The sequence below is a fragment of the Sphingomonas sp. genome, from assembly GCF_032114135.1.
Lineage (GTDB): Bacteria > Pseudomonadota > Alphaproteobacteria > Sphingomonadales > Sphingomonadaceae > Sphingomonas.
Genome location: NZ_DAMCTA010000004.1, coordinates 56,130 through 78,100 on the forward strand (window position 1 = coordinate 56,130; position 21,971 = coordinate 78,100).

Genomic DNA, 21,971 nt, shown 5'->3' on the forward strand with positions numbered 1-21,971 from the left:
GTCCGAGCAGGGGCTTGCAGGTCAAGTTTGTGGAGAAGCCGGGCAGGTTTTGGGCTAGCTAGGCGCGAACAATCGGATGGGAGGGAAGCGCATGAAGGCATGGAAAGCAGCGTTAATCGGCGGCTTGGCGGCGTGGATGCTGCCCGGCGCCGCCCTGGCGCAGACCAGCGGCCCGGTGGCCTCGACGCAGAGCGGCAAGGTGGAGGGTGCGGTCGAGGACGGGGTCGCCAGCTGGAAGGGCATCCCCTTCGCCGCGGCGCCCGTCGGCCCCCTGCGCTGGCGCGCGCCCCAGCCCGTCACGGCCTGGGAGGGCATTCGCCCGGCGACCGAATACAGCCATGACTGCATGCAGAAGCCGTTCCCGAGCGACGCCGCGCCGCTCGGCACCGCGCCCGCCGAGGACTGCCTCTATCTCAACGTCTGGAAGCTCGCAGCCGCCAAGACCAAGCTGCCGGTAATGGTGTGGATCTATGGTGGCGGCTTCGTCAACGGCGGCTCGTCGCCGCCCACCTATGCCGGTGCCAACATGGCCAAGCAGGGGGTGCTGTTCGTCAGCTTCAACTATCGCGTCGGGCGGTTCGGCAGCTTTGCCCTGCCCCAGCTCAGCGCCGCGAACCCCGACGGCCTGCTCGGCAACTACAACTTCATGGACCAGATCGCCGCGCTCAAATGGGTGCAGCAGAACATCGCGGCGTTCGGCGGCGATCCGGCGAACGTGACGATCATCGGCGAGAGCGCCGGGGGCATGTCGGTCCACACGCTGGTCACCTCGCCGATGGCACGCGGGCTGTTCCACAAGGCGGTGGTGATGTCGGGTGGCAATGCCCAGACCGCGAAGAGCGCGACGCTCAAGGATGCCGAGACGATCGGCGAGAACCTCGCCCGCGCGCACGGAATCGATCCGGCCGCACCCGATGCGCTCGACAAGCTGCGCGCGCTGAGCGCCGAGCAAGTGACCGACGGCCTCAGCATGATCGAGCTGTTCCAGCCCAAGCCCGGCCCGCGCACCTATGGCGGGCCGATGCTCGACGGGACGCTGCTGGTCGACCAAGAAAAGGCCTATGCGAGCGGCAACTTTGCCCACGTGCCGATGCTGATCGGCGCAACCAGCGCGGACATGGGCGGCAAGACCGGGTTCATGATCGCCGGCGCGCGCGAGGCCAGCACTCGCATCGCCGCGCAAAAGGTGCCGGTGTGGGAATATCGCTTCTCCTATGTCGCGGACTCGGTCGGCAAACCGGGCGCCGGCCACGCCACCGACATTCCGTTCTTCTTCGACAATGCCGCGATCAAATATGGCGCGGCGGCGACCCCGAAAGACGTGCAGATGGGCAGGACGATCAGCGCCTATCTCGCCAACTTCGCCAAGAAGGGAGACCCCAAGGGCGCCGGCCTGCCTGCCTGGCCGCGCTTCACCGCCAAGGACGACGCGATCCTCGATTTTGCCGCCGACGGCAAGGCGGTGGCGGGGCGTGATCCCTGGGGGGCGGAGATCGACGCGGCAGGCCCTTCGCAGCGCTAGAGCCAGCCATTCGCCCGCGCGGTGCGGCCAGCCTCGATCCGGTTGGCCGCACCGAGCTTGCCCGCCGCTTCGGACAAATAGTTGCGCACCGTGCCGGGTGAGAGCCCCAGCCGGCGCGCAATGTCCTTGTTCGACAGCCCCTCCTCGGCGAGCCGCAGCGCGGCGCGCTCGCGATCGGTGAGCGGATCGCTGCCTGCCTCCCATGCCGCGGCGGCGAGTTCGGGCGGGATCACCCGACCGCCGGCGGCGACGGTGCGGATCGCGGCGACCAGCGTGTCGACCGGCGCATCCTTGAGCAGATAGCCGCGGACCCCCGCAGCCCGCGCCCGGGCGAGATAGCCAGGCCGCGCGAAGGTGGTGACGATCACCACCGCCGTCCGCAGCTTCTCCGCCGCGAGGACCTGCGCGCAGTCGAGCCCGGTACGTCCCGGCATCTCGATATCGGTGAGCAGGATGTCGGGCGTGAGATCGTGGACCAACGCGAGCGCGGCATCGCCGTCACCCGCTCTTCCGACGATCTCGAAATCGCTCTCCAGCGCGAGCAGCGCGGCGATGGCGCCGAGCACCAGCCCCTGATCCTCGGCGATGACGATGCGGATGGTCATGCCGGCACGCTCGCTTCCAGCCTGGTGCCGGGCTGGAGCGCTTGCAGCTCCAGCCGCCCGCCCGCCGCGACCAGCCGCTGGCGCATGCCGCGCAGGCCGTTGCCCTCGCGGAAGGAGAGGCCGACGCCGTCGTCTTCCACCACCAATCGGGCATCGTCGGGTCCCGCTGCGAAGCCGATCGTGCAGCGCTGCGCCCCGGCATGGCGGATCACGTTGGTCACGGCCTCGCGCAGCGTCATCGCCAACACCGCGCCGGCATCGGCGGGGACGGCGGTGGGGTCGCCGGTCACGATAGGCGCAATACCTGCCGTCTCCAGTGCTGCAAGCGATGCCGAGGTCTCATGCGCGAGCGTGCCGCCCAATTGCCCTGCGAGCGCAGCGCGAACCTCGGCAAGGCCCGATCGTGCAGCCTCGGCGATCGCCGCCAGTTCGGCGCGTGCAATGTCGGGATCACGAGACACGAGCCTGCCCGCCAGATCGGCCTTGAGCGCCACGAGAGTGAGGGTGCGCCCGATGACGTCGTGCAGATCGCGGGTGATCCGCTCGCGCTCGGCGGTTCCGGCGAGGCGGCGCACTTCCTCCTGGCTGGCAAGCAGCGCCTGGGTACGCTGGTAGAAGGCGGCGGTCGACATGGTGACGACGCCGGTCATCACGACAAACAACAGGCTCGGTCCCCACCATCCCAGCGGCTGGCGCAGCAACAGGCCGGTGGCCAGCACGATCAGCGCGATGACGACGATCCCGATTCCGGCATGCCAACGCGAATGCAGGCGGGCGACGGCGGCGGCGGCATAGATGCTGAACGTCGTCCAGCCCAGCGGGAACGGCGACACCGCCAGACCGATCAGCACCATCGCCGCGGCGGCAAAGGGCAGGGTTGCGTCCGACAGGCGGAACGAGATCAGATAGACCGGCAGGAAGATCGCCGTCGCCACCGCGGCCGCGAGGACCGTGTCGGGATCCGGCGGTGCCCACAGCCAGGGGAACGGCACGAAGATCAGATAGACGAGCCATGGCCACGGGCTGCCGCGATAGCGCGGAAGAGAGTTCTGCATTGCGCCAACCTCGCGGATCGGCGGGGTCCCGGTCAAGCCGGGCTCCGCCGCCAGCCGGTCCATGCCCAGGCGATGCCGGCCACCGTCATCGCAAGGATGGCGCCGCCGTGCATCAAGGGGCTCCCCATGGTGTCTGCCCCGACGATCCCGCGCGCAAGCTGGCCCAGATGATAGGACGGGGTCCATGCGCCAATCGTCTGCATCCAGGATGGCAGCAACCGGCTTGGGATCCACAGTCCGCCCAGCACCGAGCAGCCGAGGAACAACGCGTTGGCCACCGCCACCGCCCCCTTGGCGCTCATCCGCATCCCCATGCCGAAGCCGATCAGCGCGAAGGGGATGGCGGAGGCGAGGTGGAGCAGCGTCAGCAACGCCCAGGTGCCGGCGGGAAGCCGCACGCCCGCGACGATCGACAGCGCGTCGATTAGCACCAGCGCCAGCGCAGTCATCGCCACGGCGGCGGTCAGCTTCGCCGCGACATAGGCGCCGGCGGGCATCGGCGAGACGCGCTTGAGCTCGATCAGCCCCTGTTCGCGCTCCACCGCAACCCCGGCGCCGAAGCCGAACAGCGCCGGGCCGGTGGCGGCGAACACGCCATAGCCCGCCAGCGTCGCCGCCGCGAACCCGGGTGCCGGATCGTGCGGCAGCGCCAGCGTGAACAGGCCGTAGAAGCCCGCGGGGGTCAGCACCGTCGGCAGCAGGAACTGCGGCAGGCGCAGGCTCCGCTTCACTTCGGTCAGCGCCTCGCGGCGCCATACGCCGTGCGGAATGGCAAGGGCGGTCATGCAGCAATCCTTTCGTGAACGGGTGCGAGCAAGGTCGCGATGGCATCTTCGAGCGTGGCGTCGGCGATCCGCAGCGCGGTGAGCGCCGGATCGGCATCAAGCAGCGCGCGGACGGTGGCGGCGGCATCGGCACTCACGACGCGCAGGTCGGCACCTTCCATCTCCGCATCGCGCGCAGCGGGCAGCAGCGCGGCGGCCGCAGGGACCAGTACCGTACGGCAGCGGATCACCGAGCCCCCTGCCCGCGCCCGCAGCGCCGCGGGCGTGTCATCGGCGACAATCCGGCCGGCGTCCATCACCAGCACGCGGTCCGCCAGCGCATCGGCCTCGGCGAGATCGTGGCTGGTCAGCAGCACCGCCGCACCGTCGTCGGCGAGATCGCGCACCGTGCCCCACAGCGTGCGGGCCGAGCCGCGGTCCATCGCCGCGGTCGGCTCGTCGAGCACGAGCAGGTCGGCACGCCCGCAGATCGCCAGCGCATATTGCACCCGCCGCGCCTGCCCGCCGGAGAGTGCGCCGCAGCGGCGATCGGCAACATCCGCGATCCCGGCCAGCGCCAGCACTTCGTCGATCGGGCGCGGATCGGGATAATAGCCGGCGTGCAGCGTCACCAACTCGCGAATGGTCAGTACGTCGGGCAGCCCGGCGCTCTGCAGCATCACCCCCAGACGGCGTCGCGCGGCGGGGCGGCGCGGGTCGAGCCCGAACAGCTGTGCGGTACCGGCGTCGGGCGCCAGCCGGCCGGTGAGCAGCGCGACCGAGGTGGTCTTGCCCGCCCCGTTCGGCCCCAGCAATGCGGTAACCTCGCCGGCGCGTATCGTCAGATCGAGGCGATCGAGCACGGGCCGCCCGCCCAGCCGCTTCGATACCCCGGATAGCCGCGCGACGGCGGCGAGATCGTCGATCATCGGTCGAACCCCCTTGTGAAGAACGACCTCTACCTGCGCCGGGCTCGCTCCCGGGCACAGTGACAGATGTCACCCGGCCGGCATGCCATCGCGCACCGCGCGACTGCGATGCCGCCCCCGGAACGGATCGTCGCGTCCGGCGGTTCTGCCCCTTGTTCCGGATCGGCAACAAGGGGAAACGAATGCGCGGGCGGTGGACTTCGGTGGTGCTGCTGCTCGCACTCGCCGCCTGTTCGGGCAATCGCGGCGGAGGGGTACCGCCGCACGCCAAGGATCGCATCGAGGTCAAACCCGAGCTTTCCACGCTCACCCTGCCGCTCGAAGCCAATCTCGACGACCTCTCCGCGACGCTGGAGCGTGCCGTGCCGCGTCAGCTCTGGGCGATCGACAAGCCCGACCAGCCCTGCGTTCGCCCGAAGAAACTCGATCTTGGCATTGCCAAGCTGAAGACGCCGACCGTCAAATGTCGCATCGTCGGCGCGGTCACACGCGGACCGATGACGATCGGCGGGCAGGGTCAGGTGATCCGGCTGGCGATGCCGCTCCATGCCGTGGTCCGCGCCGAAGACATCGGCGGCGTGCTCAAACGCGAGACCGCGACCGCCGACGCGATGGCGCATGCGGTGATCACGCTGTCGCTCGGCCCCGACTGGAATCCGCGCGGCAAGATCGACATCGACTATGACTGGGCCAATGCCCCGCATGTCGATATCCTCGGCCAGCGTATCGAGTTTACCGACAAGGCCGACCAGAAGCTGGCCCCGGTGATCGCCAAGCTCGAGCGCGAGCTGCCGGGCGAGCTGCGGAAGCTCGGCGTTCGCCAGAAGATCGAGGAGGCCTGGCGCTCGGCCTTCACCACGCTGTCGCTCAACCGCGAGAAGCCGCCGGTATGGATGCGGGTGACGCCCAAACAGCTGCGCTATGGTGGCTATGCGATCACCGGCAAGCGGCTCGAGCTCCGGCTCGGCATGGAAGCGACCACCGAGACCTTCGTCGGCCAGAGGCCCGCCGATCCCGCCCCCTCCCCGCTCCCGCCGATGCAACCGCTGCAGGGGGCGATCGGCAAGGTGTCGCTGTTCCTGCCGGTGATCGCCGATTATCGTGAGCTGGAACCGGTGCTGATGAAGGCGCTGGTCAAGCGCCAGGCGCGGCCGTTCGAGGTGCCCGGCGTCGGGCCGGTACGCGCGCAGTTCGAAAAGGCGACGATCTACGGCACCAAGGGCGGGCAAATGGCGGTCGGCCTGTTGTTCTCGGCCGCGGACGTTGCCGGGAGCATCGGTCGGACGCGCGGCACGGTGTGGCTGACCGCCACGCCGGTCAACCTGCCCAATTCGCGCAAGGTCGATTTCCAGAACCTCGACGTCAGCGGCACCACCGACATGACCGGCGGCGACCTCATCCTCCAACTCATGAACGCGCCGGGAATGAGGAGCTTCATCGCCGCCGCGCTCAGCCAGAATTTCGAGCGCGACTATGGCGAGCTGCTCGGCAAGGTCAGCCGCGCCATCTCCAGCCGGCGCGAGGGTGTGCTGCGCATCGATGCGCGGCTGGAGCGCACCCGTACCGGCACGCTCCAGGCCTCGGGACAAGGGCTGTACTTGCCGGTCTGGGCCGAGGGAAGCGCGACGGTGCGGCTGGCAAGCCCCTCGTCAGGCGGCGAGGAACACCACGCCCGGTAGGGCGACGCCCCTGGCAGCGGTGCCGAGCGTTCCATCGGTGCCGATCGCGAGCCGGGCAATGTTTCCCGAGCGCTCGTTGGCGACCAGCATCTCGCGCTCGCCTTCGCGCAGCAGGAACAGCCGCGGCCAGTGCCCGCCGCAGCCGGCATGCTGGAGCGGGATCAGCCCGCCGTCGCGCTGGATCGCGAACACTGCGATGCTGTCATGCCCGCGATTGGAGATATAGAGCCGCGTGCCGGCAGCATTGACCGCGATGTGCGCGGCCGCGGAGGCGCCGGTGAAGCCCTTGGGCAGCGTCGAGAGTGTCGCCAGTGCAGTGAAACGACCATCGGGAAGCGCGCGCAGCACTGTCACCGTGTTGGCGAGCTCGGTGACGAGATAGGTGATCTGCAGCCTCGGATGGCGCGCAAGGTGGCGGGGCCCGGCGCCGGCTTCGGTGCGATAGGCGATGCTGGTATCCACCGCGCCACCCGCCCCCAGCCGGTGGAGGAACACCGTGTCGGCGCCGAGATCGACCGAATGGAGCGTGTTGGTGCCGGTAAAGCCCACCCAATGCGCGTGCGGGCCTGCCTGTCGCTCGCGATTGGGCCCGCTGCCCTCGTGCTGGATACGGCGCGCCTCGCCGACCGGACGGCCAGTGCGATCGAGGTCGAACAGCGCAACGCTGCCGCTCGAATAATTGGCGACCGCGAGATGTCGGCCATCGGCGGAAAGCGCCGCATGGCACGGGTCCGCGCCCAGCGTCGAGGCGGTGCCCAGCTTGGCGAGCCCTGCGGTGTAGACGCCCACCGTTCCCTGGGTCTGCTCGTCGAGCAGATACCACATCCCCGTCGTCGCCGAACGGATACCGAACGACGCATTGCGGATCGCTGCCACCGGGGTGCCAAGCTGCCAGCCCTCCGCACCGCGTGTCAGCGGCACCAGCCCGGGGCCGCCCTCGTTGACATAGGTGCCGGCGATCAGACCGCCGCTCGTGCGGGCGAGCAGCGCGCTCGGGCAGGCACCGAGCGCCACGCTGGCGCCGACCAGCGCGCGGCGCGTCAGCGGGAATGCGGAGATAGTCATATCCTATTGAAGCCTTTCGGTTTCTCACCGTCAACGCTGAACCTTCGCCGATCTCGCGCGCTGAACCCGATGCAACAGGGAGCAGCGCCATGACCGAAGACCCAAGCCGCCGCGATCTTCTGAAGGGTGCCGCCGCCGCCGGTGCCGCTACTGCCGCCGGACCCGCCTTCGCGCAAGCCGCGAACGGCGGCCCGGCACCGGATCCGCAGACCAAATATACCGACAAGCCTTTCCCGGAGCAGCGCCAGAAATGGCCCGCGCTCCAGCGCGAGATGCATCCCGTTCCCGATTGCGGCGAGCGCAGCTATCGCGGCTCGGGCAAGCTTGCGGGCCGCAAGGCGCTGGTGACCGGCGGTGATTCCGGTATCGGCCGCGCCGCCGCGATCGCCTTCGCGCGGGAAGGCGCGGACGTGGCGATCAACTATTTCCCGACCGAGGAGCCCGATGCACAGGACGTCGCCAAGCTGCTCCGCGGCGAGGGGCGCAAGGTGGTGCTGCTGCCGGGCGACCTCACCGACCAGGGCTTCTGCGTCGATCTGGTCGGCCGCGCCAACCGCCAGCTCGGCGGGCTCGACATCCTGGTCAACAACGCCGCCTATCAGCAGTCCAAGGCATCGATCGACGAGATCAGCTTCGAGCAGTACGATCGCACGATGAAGACCAATCTCTACGCAATGTTCTGGATCACCAAGACCGCGCTGCCGCTGATGAAGCCGGGCTCGGCGATCATCAACACCGCCTCGGTCAACAGCTTCGCGCCCGAGAAGGAGCTGCTCGACTATGCCACCACCAAGGGCGGCATCGCGATCTTCACCAAGGCGCTCGCCAAGCAGATGGCCAAGAAGGGCATCCGCGTGAACGCCGTCGCGCCGGGGCCGATATGGACGCCGCTCCAGGTGGCCGGCGGCCAGCTGCCGGGCGAGATGGGTAAGTTCGGCCAGGACACCCCGCTCGGCCGCGCCGGCCAGCCGGCAGAACTGGCGCCGCTGTATGTGGCGCTCGCCTCGAACGAATTCAGCTATACCGATGGCAGCGTGTTCGGCGCGAACGGCGGCACCGGCGCGGTGTGACGCGCGGTACCGCTGTCGGCGTCATTTCGGCATGTGGCTTATCCGGAAGGCGACCGCCGTATCCTGTGCGGAGCAGGCGACACCGTCTTCCGGCCGATAGCTGCTCGTATAGCGCAGGCCCTTCGCCATGGTGTTGGCCGCCTCGTCGAACACGAAGGCGGGATAGGAACTGACCACGCGCGGCGCGATCGTCTTGCCGTCGGTGGCGACGTCGAACTCGGTCCGCACCCAACCCTCGAAACCGAGGCGCTGCGCCGTGTCGGGAAAGAGGTTGCTGAGGTCGCCGGTACTCCGCATCGCGGGCTTCAGCCCCAGCAGCGCGCATTGGCGGCTGGTGAGCCCCGTCTGCGCGAAGGCGCGCTGGGCGGCGGCGAGATCGCCGTGTTTCGCCGCCAAATTCGCCCGCTGGAGCAACGCCGCCACCTTGAGCGGGTGACGTTCTGGCAAGCTGGGCGCCGCCACCACGGCTGCCAGCAACGCATCGGCATCGGATGGCGCGGGGGTCCGGTATCCTGGCATCGCGATCAGCAGCCGCAGCGTCGCGGCGACGAGGGGATCGTTCTGGAATTCGAGCCGCGCCAACAGGGCACGTCGCGCTGCCGAGCGTCCGCGCTGCTCGTCGGCCATCTCGGCTTTCCCCAGCTCCAGATAGGCGCGGACCGCTGGCGGGGCGCTAAGCATTTCCGCGAGCGAGCTGGCCTCGGCGGCGAGCATGCGTCGTTCCACCTCGGGCACCACGCTGTTCTCGACCAGCGCTAGTGCTGCCGCGATCACGCCGGGCCGATCGCCCTTCGCTCGCGCCGCGGCCAATGCCGCGCGCTCGAGCGGCGCGGCCTTCGCGTCGGGCAGGGCGCTCCAGCCGGCATCGCTGACGCCCTTGCTCTCCAGCCACGCCGCCGCGGCGGCCGCGAGCGGCTGGGTAAGGTCCGGCCGCTCGGCGGCATTGGTGCAGCGCATCTCCATGCGCGTCGTCAAGCGGAACAGCGGCGGAATCGCGCGCGCGTCTTCCGGCGTCCAGGACCAGCCGCGCACTTCGCGGGCAAAGGCGATCGCGGCGGTGCGTCCGGCGGGTGCATAGACCGGCAGTACGCCGGCGACATGCCCGTCCTCGGCAAGCGAGAATTGGACGATCGCCATGTCGTCCGGCTTGAGGCCGGTTTCCGCACCGCACGCCGGCAGCGTCATGTCGCGGGCACGCTCGAACGGCGACTTCTCGAACCGACCGGCGCCGGTATAGGCGAGATAGTTGCGCGCCGACTCCGCGTCATGGTTGAGCCAAGCGGCAATCGCGAGGTCCGAGCGCGTGACGAGATCGGAGATTCCAACCTTTGTCGTCAGCCCGCCCTGCTTGCGCAGGCTGTCCTTCAGCTCGGCATAGGCCTCGGGCGCACGCCCGGCGTTGAGCAATGCGCGTGCATATTGGGTCTGCACCGAGGCCCGGGCCTTCTTGTCGAAGCTCGGGTCGGCAAGTGCGATGCTGCGGGCCTCGCCGGCATAGCGGATCGCCGCACCATCCTGGTCGAACATCGTCACTTGGCTGAGCGCCATCAGCGGCCGGACGCGGCCCGGACCCGTCGCGCTGTCCAGCACGAGCAGGTATTCGGCCGCCGCCCCGCTATAATCGAAGCGCAGCAGTGCAACCTGACCAAGCGCGAGATGCGCTTGCCGCACCTCCTCCGCGAACCCTGCGCCCTTGGCGGCGAGCACCGGCAGACCGCGACGGATTGCCGCCTCGCCTTCTTCGGACCGTTCGAGCTGCGCGAGGCAATAGCCCTTGCGCACGTCCACCGCCGCCCGGACGGTCGGGTTGGCCATCGCCTTGGGGTTCTGCTCGATCTGTTCGAACACCTGCACGGCCTCCGCGCAGCGCCCCGCCTCACCGGCCTTGGTTGCCTGATCGAATAGCTGCTGCAGCGTCGGCGCGGCATGTGCCGGTTGCGGAGCCGTCTGCTGACCGCCTGCCAGCAAAAGCGCGAGAATCAGCGAGGCCATTATGCTATCCCTCCCCCAAAAGGAAGTAGCTTCAAATCATGATGCGGCGGGATTGTCGAGCAAGATGCGTATGTTGATCCAGCAATTAGGCAGGGTCGCATGCTTGTCGTTTCTATTCGGTGCAGCGCCGGCGCCAATTGGACCTTCCGATAGCATTCTCCTGTTCGTGGCATCCTGGTGCGCGCCTTGCCATGCCGAGCTGGCCCGGCTCGATGCCATTGGTCGCGGCGCGCAGCCCTATCGCATCTTGGTGGTGCCGTTCGACGACAGCCGCGCGACGCGCGCGATGCTGGAACGGGTGCCGTCCGCGCAGCGCTGGCAGCCCGATCGCGCCACCCAGCGCCAGCTCGTGGCCGAAGTCGCACGCCGCAGCGCCGGGTTACCCTTCAGTCTCGCCCTCGATCATGCTGGCCAGATCTGCGGCGGCCACGCCGAAGCGCTCGATGCCGCTAGCGCCGCGGCAATGGTGGCTGCCTGCCGCCGGTAACCATGGGTTAACCATGCGCGTGAGCCTGCGCTTAACCTTATCCCCTTAATAACCAAGGCATTCCCAAATCGCGATCGAAGGAGCGAGGGGCGTGTCCAGCGTAACGAAACGAGCCTTGGCGGCAGGTGCCGCCCTGGCGATGACCCTGCTTGCCGCCTGTGACGGCGGCGGCGGTGGCGGCAGCTCCGGAGGGGGCCTGGTTTCCGCCCCTCCCAGCCCCGCGCCGGCCCCGGTGGCTGCTGCCGCGCTCGACGATTCGGTGCGCCTCGCCCAGCAGGCGAGCTTCGGGCCGACGATAGCGCTCGTCGACCGCATCCGCGCGCTGGGCATCAATGGCTGGCTCGACGAACAGTTCGCTGCGACCGGCAGCACGTACGGCGATCTCGCGGTCGACGTTCGGAGCGATTCCTGCGCCTCGGGCGACAGCGCCTGCGCGACCCAGCGCTTCACCCGCACGCTGGTGGCGATGCGTTTCTACGCCGATGCGATTACCGCGCCGGACCAGCTGCGCCAGCGCGTCGCATTCGCGCTCTCGCAGATGATCGTCGCGTCGGAAGCAGGCGTGCGCTCGGCCGCGGGCATCGCCGCCTTCAACCAGCTGCTCCTCACCAATGCCTTTGGCAATTACCGCGATCTTATGCTCGGCGTCACGCTCAACGGCTATATGGGCGATTATCTCGACATGGCGAACAGCCGCAAGGGCACGCCGTCCGAGAACTATGCCCGCGAGTTTCTCCAGCTGTTCTCCATGGGTCCTGACCAGCTCGGCATGGACGGCAGCATCCAGCGCGACGCGAGCGGCGGCCCGATCCCAAACTATACCGCCGACGATATCCGTGACATCGCGCGGGCGCTGACCGGCTGGACCTATGCGCGGGTCGGCAGCGCGGCGATCACCGACAACCAGGCGATCGCCTATGCCCAGTCGATGGTCGCCGTGCCGGCGCGCTATGACAGCGCCGAGAAGCGCTTCTTCACCACGGTCGTGCCCGCGGGCGCGGCGCAGCAGGCGAGCGTGACCGCGGTGGTCGACGCGGCGTTCAACCATGCCTCCACCCCGCCCTTCGTGGCGCGGCACCTGATCACCCATCTCGTCACGCCCAACCCCTCGCCCGGCTATATCGGCCGGGTTGCGGCGGTGTTCGCCAACAATGGCAGCGGCGTGCGCGGTGACCTGAAGGCGGTGGTCCGCGCGATCCTCACCGATGCCGAAGCACGCGGGCCGCAGCTTTCCACGCCGGGCAAGCTCAAGGAGCCGGTGCTGGCGATGACCAGCCTTGCCCGCGCGATCGGCTTCACCACCGACGGCTATGTCTTCCAGGTCCGCGACGCTACCTTCGGCCAGCCGGTGATGCGCGCACCCTCGGTGTTCAACTTCTACCCGGACGATTTCCCGCTGCCCGGCAGCGCGACGCTGCGCAGCCCCGCCTCCAAGCTGCTGACCAGCGCCAACCAGCTGCGGCTGCACAACCTGGTCTATGACTGGACGGTGGGCGGCGACAGCGGCCGAGGGGAATATGCCGCGGTGACCACGCTGCCCGGCACCTCGGGCACCGCACCGGTCTGGGCCGACTGGGAAGCGATGGGCGACAATATCGACGCGATGGTCGATCGCATCGACCTGCTGCTGTTCGCCAAGGGGCTGAGCAAGGCCCAGCGCGACGCGCTCAAGGCGGCGGGCATGGCGATCAGCAACGCCGATCCCAAGCTGCATGCCCGTAAGCGCGCACAGATGATGCTCTATGTCGCGGCGACCAGCCCCATGTTCCTGGTCGATCGCTGAGGAATTTTGCCATGACGCTTTCCCGTCGCGATTTCGTTCGCCTCACCGCCGGCACCGGCGCGCTCGCCGCCCTTGGCCAGTTCGGCCGCACCGCCGCCATCGCGGCGCCCACCGGCAGCTACCGTGCCATGGTCGGCATCTTCCTGTTCGGCGGCAATGACGGCTGGAACATGGTGATCCCCACCGATGCCCGGCACAGCACCTATCTCGCGTCGCGCGGCAGCGTCGGCATCCAGCGCGCGGCGCTGACCCCGCTGACCAACAGCGCCTATGCGCTCCATCCCGCCATGGCCGCACTTCGGCCGGTATGGGACGAAGGGTCGCTGGGGCTGGTGCTCAACGCCGGCACATTGTTCGCGCCGCTCACCAAGACAACGTACAAAACGCGTACCGATCTGCGCCCGGCCAATCTGATGAGCCATGCCGACGAGCAGGATCACTGGCAGGGGCTGCGCGCGCGCGAAACGAGCCGCGACGGTTTCCTCGGCCGCATTGCCGACAAGATGCCGGGGGGATCGCTGCCGCCGGTGATGTCGCTGGCGGGCTCGACCGTCGCGGTGCTCGGCCGCCAGACCACCCCGCTGATTTTGCCGAGCACCGGCGGCCTGCCCGGCCGCAGCGGCTTCACCGCCGGCAGCAGCGCCAAGAACAGTGCGATCACCGCGCTCGGCAGCAACGGCGATGGCAGCGCGGTCCTCGACGGCGTGGCGCAGACGCTGACGCGCAACTATGATCAGGCGGCGACGGCGAATAGCATCCTAGTCGGCACTGCCGCCACGGACGCGTTCTTCGTCAACCCGACGACCGGGGCGGCGCTGACCAGCGATGTCGCGCGGCAGCTGATGGTGGTGGCGCGGATGATCGCGGCGCGCGGCACGCTGGGCCATGCGCGGCAGAATTTCCTTGTCAGCCAAGGCGGCTTCGATACCCATGCCGGGCAAGTGGGGGGCGGCACCAACGCAACCGGGCTGCATGCCAATCTGCTCGGCGACCTTGCCAACGCCATGGCCGGCTTCCACAAGGCAATGGGCTCGCTGGGGCTGGCGGGCAACGTCACCAGCTTCACGATGAGCGACTTCGGCCGCACCTATCTCGGCAACGGCCAGGGCGGCACCGACCATGCCTGGGGCAGCAACCACCTGGTGATGGGCGGCGACGTCGCTCCCGGCGCGGTGCTTGGCAGCTATCCCGATCCGGTGCTGGGCGGCGCGGACGACATCACCAAGGAAGGCCGCTTCGTGCCGGGCGTCGCGCAGGAGGAATATCTCGGCGCGATTGCCCGCTGGCACGGCGTCGCCGATGCCGACCTGCCCTATGTCTTCCCCAACTGGTCGACCTGGAGCAGCGCCGGGCGCGGGCCGCTGGCGCTGTTCAAGGCTTGAGAATCGGGCGCCTGATCATCGCTCCTCGTCGGGATAGGGGCCCTTGCCGCCTTCCTGGATGAACTGGTCGGTGCGCTGGTCGATCACGGTCAGCGGCACCGATCCGAGCTGCAGCATCGCGTCGTGCCAAGCGCGGATGTTGAACTTCGGACCCAGCGCCTTTTCGGCCCGGGCGCGGGCGTCGAGGAAGGCCAGCTCGCCCATGTAGTAGCTCAGCGCCTGGCCCGGCCAGGCGATGTAGCGATCGACCTCGGTCTCGATCTCGTGATTGCTGAGCGCGGTGTTGTCGCGCAGGAAGGCCTGGGCCTGTTCGCGGGTCCAGCCCATCGCGTGGATGCCGGTATCGACCACCAGCCGCGCCGCGCGCCACATCTGGTAGCTCAGCATGCCGAACTGGTCGTAGGGCGTCTCGTACATCCCCATCTCGACGCCGAGCTTCTCCGAATAGAGTGCCCAGCCCTCGCCGTACGCCGAGAGATAGGTGTCGCGGCGGAAGGGGGGCAGCGCCTTGTTCTCGTTGGCCAGCGGCATCTGGAAGGCGTGGCCCGGCGCGCTTTCGTGCAGGGTCAGTGCGGTCAACTGGTAGAAGGGCCGCGACTTCAGGTCATAGGTGTTGACCAGATAGATGCCCGGGCCGCCGCGCCCGCCGGTGTAGAAGGGCGCGAGGTCGTCCGGCACCGGCACGATCGCGAAGCGGCGGCGGGGCAGATGGCCGAAATACTGCCCTGCCTTGCCGTCGAACTGCTTGGCCGCCCAGGCGGCGTGGTAGAGCAGCTCGCGCGGCGTCTTGGCGTAGAATTGCGGATCGGTGCGCAGGAAGTGGAGGAAGGCCGGCAGGTCGCCGTCGAACTTTGCCTCGGCCTTCACCGTCATCATCTCGGCGCGGATCTTCGCCACTTCGCGCAGGCCGACGGCATGGACCTGCTCGGCGGTCATGTCGCGGGTCACATATTCGCGGATCTTCGAGCGGTAATAGGCCTGGCCGTCGGGCAGCGTGGTCGCCGCCAGATCGGTGCGGGCGCCGGGGATATATTCGGTGCGCAGGAACGTCAGCAGCTTCTGGTGCGCCGGCACCACCGCCTCGCGGATCGCGGCCTGGCCCTCGCGCCGCAGCTCCGCCTGCACCGCCGCGGGGATCGCGCCGGGGAACGTCTTGAACGGCGTGTAGAACAGGTTCGCCTCGAGCGGCGCCTCGACCACCTGCGCCACGCCGATATCGCGGCCGGTGAGCGTCACCTTGGGCGGCGTGAAGCCGCGCGCGAGCCCCGCGCGCATATTGACGATGTTCTGGTCGAAATAGCGCGGCATGTCGCGCAGCGTCTTGATATAGGCGCGGTACTGGTCCTCGCGGACGAAGCTGTCGCGTGCCGATCCGGCGATGTCGCTCCAGAAGCTGCTGTCCGAGTTGAGCGGCTTCTCATAGTCGCGGAAGCGCTGGGCGGCGAGCAGCGCGTCGATCTGGCCCTTGTAGACCAGATAGTCGATCCGCCCCTTCGCGCTGAGCTTCACCGGATCGATCGCGGCGAGCGCCTGCGCGGTCGCGGTCCAGCGCGCCAGCCGCGCCGCCTGTGCTGCCGAGCCGACATCGGGCAGGCCGCCCTTGGCCGCGGGATTGTCCTCGCCGGGGCCTTCTTGCTCGACCCGCCACTTGTATTCGCTGTCGATCAGCGCCTTGAGCCGTGCATCGGGGCTGACCGGTTTGGGCGCGGGCACCGCGGCGGTGGCGAGCAGGGCGGCGGTGAGAAGAAGAATGGGCTTCATCGGGTAAGGCTCGCTTCCAGCGCTAGAATCTCGGCATAGAGCTTGTCGGGGATGCGCACCCCCTCGGCAAGGCTGCGGGTACGGGCGGCATAGCGGCGCGACGAGGGCAGCCGCGCGCCCTGCGCCTCGATGCTGTCGAACATCGTCTCGGCGCGAGCGAGATGCTCAAGCACCGCATCGCCGAGAAAACCCGCCGGATCGATCGCGACGATCAGTTCGCCACCGAGCGGCGACGCGCCTGCCCCGCCGTCTGCCCCGATCGATTCCGCACTGGTCAGGTCGCCGATCAGCGGCCCGGCGACCAGCTCGACCATCGCCGCGAGCGCCGATCCCTTGTGCCCGCCAAAGGTGCGCATCGCCCCGTCGAGGATTGCGGCCGGATCGCTGGTCGGGCGGCCCTCGGCGTCGATGCCCCAATCCTCGGGCACGGCCTTCCCGACGCGGCGGTGCAGCTCGATCTCGCCGCGCGCAACCATACTGGTGGCGAAGTCGAAGACAAAGGGCGGCGCCGGCTTCGGTCGCGGCCAGCCAAAGGCGATCGGATTGGTGCCGAACACCGGGCGCGTTCCCCCGGCGGGTGCGACCCAGGCATGGCTGGGGGTGAAGGCCAGCGCGACCAGCCCTACTTCGGCAAGCGCCTCCACCTCGGGCCAGAGCGCGGCGAAATGGACGACATTGTTGAGCGCCAGCGCGGCGATGCCACAGGCGCGTGCCTTAGCGACCAGCGCGGGCTTGCCGACCGCGAACGCCAGCTGCGCGAACCCGCCCTTGCCGTCGACCCGCGCGAGCGCCCGTGCGGGCTCGGACAGCAGGGGCACCGCATCGCGCACCACCTTGCCCTTGGCAATGGTATTGGCCGCGACGAGCATCCGGTAGATGCCGTGCGACGCGCAACCGTCGCGCTCGCCCGCGACCATCGTCTCGGCGACCGCATCGGCATGATCCTCGGCGAGGCCCGCCGCGCGCAGCACCCGGCGGGCGAGCGCGCGCACCTCGTCCAGCGTCAGCGCGACGCCGCTCACGGCTTGGCGGTGAGCAGCACGACGCCGAACACGGGGCCGGCGGTGTTGCGATCGTGCGGCACAAAGCGGACGCGCACGCTCTTCTTGCCCTTGGTGAGCGTCTCGGGGAGTTTGTAGGTCACGTCGAAGAACTTGCCCGGCGCATCCGTCTCGGAAAGATGCTGGGTCGCGATCTTTTGGCCGTCGACGAGGATGTCGAAATCGCGGTCGCGCTCGCCGCCCCAATAGGTCGCCTGGAGCAGCAGCGGGCCGTCCTTCACCTTCATCGTGAAGTCGAACCAGCTGCCGGTGCGCGCATCGCGGCCCTGTCGCCCGCGATAGGCGACCGGATAGGACGCGCCTTCGGTGCGCAGGTCATGGTCGCGCTCGGGCTGCATCTCGCCCAGGTGCATCACGTCGACCGAGCGGGCGGCGACATCCTTGAGCCGCGCCTGTTCGGCGAGGAAGGCGGCTTCCTCGTCTTTCCACTGCGCCTCGCTGAAGCGCTTGAAATAGACCGCGCTGCGGCGCTCATATTGGCGGTAGAAGGGGACGAAGCGCAGATCGCCGGGCCGCACCACGCCGCGCGTCTCAAAGATCGCCGGTTCGGTGGTCGGCGCAAAGCTGGCGAGCAGGTCCTGCCCGACCAGCGCGGGATCGGCGCCCGTCCACGGCGTCTCGGCCGCGCCTAGGTCGCCCGCCAGCACCATCGGCCCACGCAGCACCGCGACGACGCTGTCGTCGCCGGGCGTCGCTTCGAGGCGGAGGTCCATCGGCAGGGTGATCGCCACCGTGTCCCCTGCCTTCCAGCTGCGCGACACCAGCGCATAGCCACGCTCGAACCGGGCACCGGCCGGCGCGCCGTTCACGCTCACGATCGCCTTGCCCGCCGCCCAACCCGGCACGCGCAGCGCCACCGTGAAGCGCCCGGTCCGCGCCAGCCGCGCGAGCTTCAGCGTCGCGGTGCCCTGAAACGGATAGGCGGTGTCGAGCACGAACTGCGCGCCCTTCGCCTTCCAGTCGATCGTCGCGGGGATGTAGAGATTGACCAGGAAGGCGCCCTCGCCCTCCCAGAACGCCGCCTCGCCATGCTTGGCGTGGCTCTCCATCCCCGAGCCGACGCAGCACCAGAATTCCTCGGCCTCAGGGCCGGCGAACTCGCGCCTGGTGCCGCTCATCAGCGGGGTCATGTAGGTGAAGCCGCCGGTCTTCGGGTCCTGCTGCGCCATCACATGGTTGAGGTGCGCGCGCTCGTAGAAGTCGAACAGCGCGCCGTCGGGCTGCCAGCTGTAGAGATGGCTGGTCAGCTTGAGCATGTTGTAGGTGTTGCAATGCTCGCAGGTCTGCTCGGTGATGTGCTGGACGATGCTGTCCGGTGCGGCGAAATATTCGCGATCGGCGTTGCCGCCGATGACGTAGCTGTGGTGCTGGGTCACCCGCTCCCAGAAGAAGCGCGCGGCCTTGGCGTCGCCGGCATCGCCGGTCAGCTCGTGGATGCGCGCCAGCCCGATCAGCTTGGGCACCTGCGTATTGGCGTGGAAATTGGCGAGCTTGTCCTCGCCCGCCTTGAGCGGATCGAGCACGCGATCGTCGTAGAGCCGCTTGGCCACCACCATCCAGCGCGCGTCGCGGGTGCGGGCGTAGAGCTCGGCGAAGCTCTCGTTGAGCCCGCCATATTCGCAGCCGAGCATCTGCTGCATCTGCGCGTCGTTCAGCGCGGCGAACACCCGTTCGAAATAGCCGGCCAGCCCCAACGTGACCTGCAGCGCCTGGGCATTGTTCCAGCCGGCATGCACGTCGAGCAGCCCGGCGAACAGCTTGTGCACCGTGTAGAGCGGCGACCAGGAGCCGTTGAGATCGAACCCGCCCGACTTGATCTCGCCGCGCATGATCTCCTGGAAGATCACCTCGCCGTCGGTGATCTTGCCGTCACGCTTGCGCCCGAGCGCGCCGACATAGCCGGTACCGCGCCTGGCCTGCGCCTCGGCCAGCTCGGCCACGATATAGTCGGCGCGGCGGCGGAGTTCGCCGTCGCCGGTCTGCTGCCAGCTGAGCACCAGTGCGGAGAGATAATGGCCGAGCGTGTGGCCGGCGATCGTATCGCTCTCCCACCCGCCATAGATCGTGCCCTTGGGTTCCAGCCCGGCATAGAGACGGAAATTGTGGAGCAGGCGATCGGGATCGAGCCGGAGCAGATAGCGCTGGTTGACCTGCACCGCCGTGGCATAGTCCGAACGCGCCAGCTTGAGCGCGGTGAGCGGCAGCGGAGCCAGTTTCGGCGGGAACGCCGCGGCGTCCGCAGCGCGCGCAAAAGAGGGGGCAACGCCTGCGCCCGTCACGAGCAAGGCGCTTCCGGCGCTTGCAAGCATTTCCCGTCGCGTACGCCGCATCGCTCTTCCCCTCAGTAATCGTATACGATCTACGGAGGCTGTGTGGGGGGGTCAAGCGCTTAGCTGCTCGGCATCATATACCGTATAACATTATTGACCCGCTGCGTGCGTCATGGTCTACCACGCGCAAGGGGGAATTCCGCATGCTTCTATCAGCTCGGCTCGGCAGGACCAGCGCCTTGGCAGCATGGGCGCTGCTCGTGCCTTGCCTGGCGGCGGCGCAGACGGACGCGCCGATCGAAGCCCGCTATGCCGCGGCGGATCGCTATTTGGGCGATGGGCTCGCCAAGCTGATCGTCGACCGAAGCCTGCGCGCGGGCTTCACCACCGACAGCGCCGGCATCGTCTATCGCCATGGCCCCGAGGGCAAGCGGATCGTCGCCTATTACGACCTCGCCACCGGCCAGTCGCGCCCGATCGCCCCGGAAGCGGCCATCGCGGCCGCGCTCGCCAACGCACGCGACAAGCCGCTCAGGCCCGCCGACCTGCCGATCGAGGACGCGAAGATCGAGGGCGGCGCGCTGCAGTTCAGCGCGTTCGACAAGCGCTGGACCTGGGCCGCCGACGGCACGCTCGCCCCCGCGGCGAAGGGCGCGGCGGACGGTGAGGAGGCGCTCTCGCCCGACGGCCGCTTCCGCATCGTCTCGCGCAACTTCAACCTCTACGCCGTAGAGGTGCCGAGCGGCCGCGAAGTCGCGCTGACCGAGGACGGCACCCGCGACCAGCCCTATGGCCGCGGCATCCCCGTGCTTGCCGACATCCTTGCCCAGGGCACCGAGGACCCGACCATGCCGGTATCGGTCCGCTGGTCGCCGGACAGCAAACGCATCCTCACCTGGCGGCTCGACACGCGCGACGTGATCCGCCTTGGGATCGTCCAGGCGACGCCACCGGGGACGATCTACCCGCGTACCTTCCGCTACATCTATCCGCTCGCCGGCGCCGAGAAGCTGCCTCAGGCGACGCGGCTGGTGATCGATGTCGAGCAGGCGGTGCGCCGTCGCAAGGCGCGGCTGGTGCCCCTCGCCATCCCCAGCGAATCGCTGCTCTATCCCTATGATCCGGACATGGCCTGGGTGAACGGCCAGGTCCGCGCGCAATGGACGGAGCGCGGCTACAAGCAGCTCGTCGTCTACAAGGCCGATCCGGAGACGGGCGCGGCGACGGTGGTGGCGCGCGAGGCGTTGACGCCCAGCGTCTCGGTGGTGTCGAGTTTGCTCCAGCCGGCGCCCGAACTGGGCGGCGAGCTCGTCATCTCCGAACGCAGCGGCTGGGCGCAGCTCTATCTGGTGCGCCCCGATGCGCCCGAGGGCGGCATCCCGCTCACCCGCGGCGACTGGGAAGTGATCGGCGTCGACCATGTCGATGCCGCGACGGGCGCCATCCTGGTGCGCGGAGTCGGTCGCGAGCACGACCGCAATCCCTATTACACCGCGCTCTACCGGGTCGGCATTCACGGCGAACAGCCGCTGCTGCTCACCCCGGAGCCGGTGCAGCACGACGTGCAGGTCGCCCCCGACGGCAAGACCTTCCTCGACGTGCTGTCGACGCTCACCCAGCCGAGCCGCACCGTGCTGCGCAGCGCGACCGACGGCCGCATCCTCGCCGAGCTCGGCCATGCCGATCCCGCGGCGCTGCTCGCCAGCGGCTATCGCATGCCCGAGCCGTTCCAGGGCGTCGCGGCGGACGGCAAGACGCCGATCTACGGGATGATCTACCGCCCCGCGCGCTTCGACCCGAACCGCCGCTATCCGGTGATCGACAATGTTTATACGGGTCCTACGACCAGCCAGGTGCCGGTCAGCTGGACCGCGACGGTGGGCGCGGCGGGCTCCAGCGTCGCGCAGCTGGGCGCGATTGTGGTGATGATCGACGGGCGCGGCACCTCGCGGCGCGGGCGCGCCTTCCGCATGCACGCCTATCAGAATCTGGGCGAGGTCGGGCTCGACGATCATATCGCGCTGATCCGCCAGATGGCCGAGCGCTATCCCGAATTCGACCTGTCGCGCGTCGGCGTGTTCGGCGGATCGGCGGGCGGCTATGACGCTGCGCGCTTCGTCATCCGCCGCCCCGGCTTCTTCAAGGTGGGCGTTGCCTCCTCGGGCAATCACGATCTGCGGCTCGACAAGGCCTGGTGGCCCGAAACCACCATGGGCGCCGCCACCCCCAATGACTGGGCGCGCAACTCGAACATGGTGGCCGCCCCCAATCTCGGCAGCCACCTGCTGCTGATCCATGGCGACATCGATGACAATGTGCCGGTGACCGAGAGCTTCCAGCTCGCCACCTCGCTGATCTGGGCGGGCCGCGATGTCGACATGGTGGTGCTGCCCAACACCACCCATGCGGTCTACCAGCCCTTCTTCTGGCGCAAGTTCCGCGACTATTTCGTGCAGCACCTGCTCGGCGAGGCGCCGCCCGCCGATATCGGCTTCGACACGCCCGCCTGGCGCGAACAACTGCCGCTGCTGCGTCCCGAGAAATGA

The 21,971-nt window shown here is 68.8% G+C and carries 16 protein-coding genes; 7 read left to right on the forward strand and 9 right to left on the reverse strand.

The window, feature by feature from the left end; genetic code table 11:
• Nucleotides 1–91: 91 nt before the first annotated feature.
• Nucleotides 92–1,522 (forward strand): carboxylesterase family protein, encoded by a 1,431-nt coding sequence (locus tag RT655_RS17555; protein ID WP_313539288.1) that lies wholly within the window; start codon nt 92–94, stop codon nt 1,520–1,522.
• On the opposite strand, the gene RT655_RS17560 is transcribed toward RT655_RS17555, so the two are convergent.
• The 4 genes from RT655_RS17560 to RT655_RS17575 are packed head-to-tail and all read right to left on the reverse strand — an operon-like array spanning nt 1,519 to nt 4,875.
• Nucleotides 1,519–2,127 (reverse strand): response regulator transcription factor, encoded by a 609-nt coding sequence (locus RT655_RS17560; RefSeq protein WP_313539290.1) that lies wholly within the window; start codon nt 2,125–2,127, stop codon nt 1,519–1,521. The genes RT655_RS17555 and RT655_RS17560 overlap by 4 nt on opposite strands.
• Nucleotides 2,124–3,182, reverse strand: coding sequence for a histidine kinase (locus tag RT655_RS17565; protein WP_313539293.1), 1,059 nt, complete (start codon nt 3,180–3,182; stop codon nt 2,124–2,126). The genes RT655_RS17560 and RT655_RS17565 overlap by 4 nt, the downstream gene beginning before the upstream one ends.
• Before the next feature lie 32 nt (nt 3,183–3,214).
• Nucleotides 3,215–3,967, reverse strand: coding sequence for an ABC transporter permease (locus RT655_RS17570; protein ID WP_313539296.1), 753 nt, complete (start codon nt 3,965–3,967; stop codon nt 3,215–3,217).
• A complete protein-coding gene (locus RT655_RS17575) occupies nt 3,964–4,875 on the reverse strand; it encodes an ABC transporter ATP-binding protein (protein WP_313539298.1) in 912 nt (303 codons plus the stop codon). Before RT655_RS17575 ends, RT655_RS17570 begins: the two co-directional genes overlap by 4 nt.
• A gap of 182 nt (nt 4,876–5,057) precedes the next feature.
• Between RT655_RS17575 and RT655_RS17580 the strand changes: the two genes are divergently transcribed.
• Nucleotides 5,058–6,554 (forward strand): DUF4403 family protein, encoded by a 1,497-nt coding sequence (locus RT655_RS17580; RefSeq protein ID WP_313539300.1) that lies wholly within the window; start codon nt 5,058–5,060, stop codon nt 6,552–6,554.
• Here the strand turns inward: RT655_RS17580 and RT655_RS17585 are convergent.
• Complete coding sequence (locus RT655_RS17585) at nt 6,525–7,619, reverse strand: lactonase family protein (RefSeq protein ID WP_313539303.1); 1,095 nt, start codon at nt 7,617–7,619, stop codon at nt 6,525–6,527. The genes RT655_RS17580 and RT655_RS17585 overlap by 30 nt on opposite strands.
• Nucleotides 7,620–7,708: 89 nt before the next feature.
• Here RT655_RS17585 and RT655_RS17590 point away from each other — a divergent pair, with 89 nt between their 5' ends.
• Nucleotides 7,709–8,689, forward strand: coding sequence for an SDR family oxidoreductase (locus RT655_RS17590; RefSeq protein ID WP_313539305.1), 981 nt, complete (start codon nt 7,709–7,711; stop codon nt 8,687–8,689).
• Nucleotides 8,690–8,710: 21 nt separating this feature from the next.
• Here the strand turns inward: RT655_RS17590 and RT655_RS17595 are convergent, their stop codons facing one another.
• Nucleotides 8,711–10,681 (reverse strand): energy transducer TonB, encoded by a 1,971-nt coding sequence (locus tag RT655_RS17595; protein WP_313539307.1) that lies wholly within the window; start codon nt 10,679–10,681, stop codon nt 8,711–8,713.
• Nucleotides 10,682–10,847: 166 nt separating this feature from the next.
• On the opposite strand from RT655_RS17595, the gene RT655_RS17600 reads away from it, so the two are divergent.
• The 3 genes from RT655_RS17600 (at nt 10,848) to RT655_RS17610 (ending at nt 14,333) form a co-directional block, all read left to right on the forward strand.
• Entirely contained in the window at nt 10,848–11,168 is a 321-nt protein-coding gene (locus RT655_RS17600; protein ID WP_313539309.1) for a hypothetical protein, read from the forward strand.
• Nucleotides 11,169–11,259: 91 nt separating this feature from the next.
• Entirely contained in the window at nt 11,260–12,951 is a 1,692-nt protein-coding gene (locus RT655_RS17605) for a DUF1800 family protein (protein ID WP_313539312.1), read from the forward strand.
• Nucleotides 12,952–12,962: 11 nt separating this feature from the next.
• The gene (locus tag RT655_RS17610; RefSeq protein WP_313539315.1) at nt 12,963–14,333 is read left to right on the forward strand and encodes a DUF1501 domain-containing protein; all 1,371 of its coding nucleotides are present in this window, start codon (nt 12,963–12,965) and stop codon (nt 14,331–14,333) included.
• Nucleotides 14,334–14,348: 15 nt separating this feature from the next.
• On the opposite strand, the gene RT655_RS17615 is transcribed toward RT655_RS17610, so the two are convergent.
• Genes RT655_RS17615 through RT655_RS17625 form a run of 3 tightly spaced genes read right to left on the reverse strand, consistent with a single transcriptional unit; the run spans nt 14,349 to nt 19,485 of the window.
• Nucleotides 14,349–16,094, reverse strand: coding sequence for a DUF885 family protein (locus RT655_RS17615; RefSeq protein ID WP_313539317.1), 1,746 nt, complete (start codon nt 16,092–16,094; stop codon nt 14,349–14,351).
• The gene (locus tag RT655_RS17620) at nt 16,091–17,116 is read right to left on the reverse strand and encodes an Ldh family oxidoreductase (protein WP_313539320.1); all 1,026 of its coding nucleotides are present in this window, start codon (nt 17,114–17,116) and stop codon (nt 16,091–16,093) included. The genes RT655_RS17615 and RT655_RS17620 overlap by 4 nt, the downstream gene beginning before the upstream one ends.
• The gene (locus RT655_RS17625) at nt 17,113–19,485 is read right to left on the reverse strand and encodes a beta-L-arabinofuranosidase domain-containing protein (RefSeq protein ID WP_313539323.1); all 2,373 of its coding nucleotides are present in this window, start codon (nt 19,483–19,485) and stop codon (nt 17,113–17,115) included. The genes RT655_RS17620 and RT655_RS17625 overlap by 4 nt, the downstream gene beginning before the upstream one ends.
• Before the next feature lie 143 nt (nt 19,486–19,628).
• Here RT655_RS17625 and RT655_RS17630 point away from each other — a divergent pair, with 143 nt between their 5' ends.
• Entirely contained in the window at nt 19,629–21,971 is a 2,343-nt protein-coding gene (locus RT655_RS17630; RefSeq protein WP_313539326.1) for a DPP IV N-terminal domain-containing protein, read from the forward strand.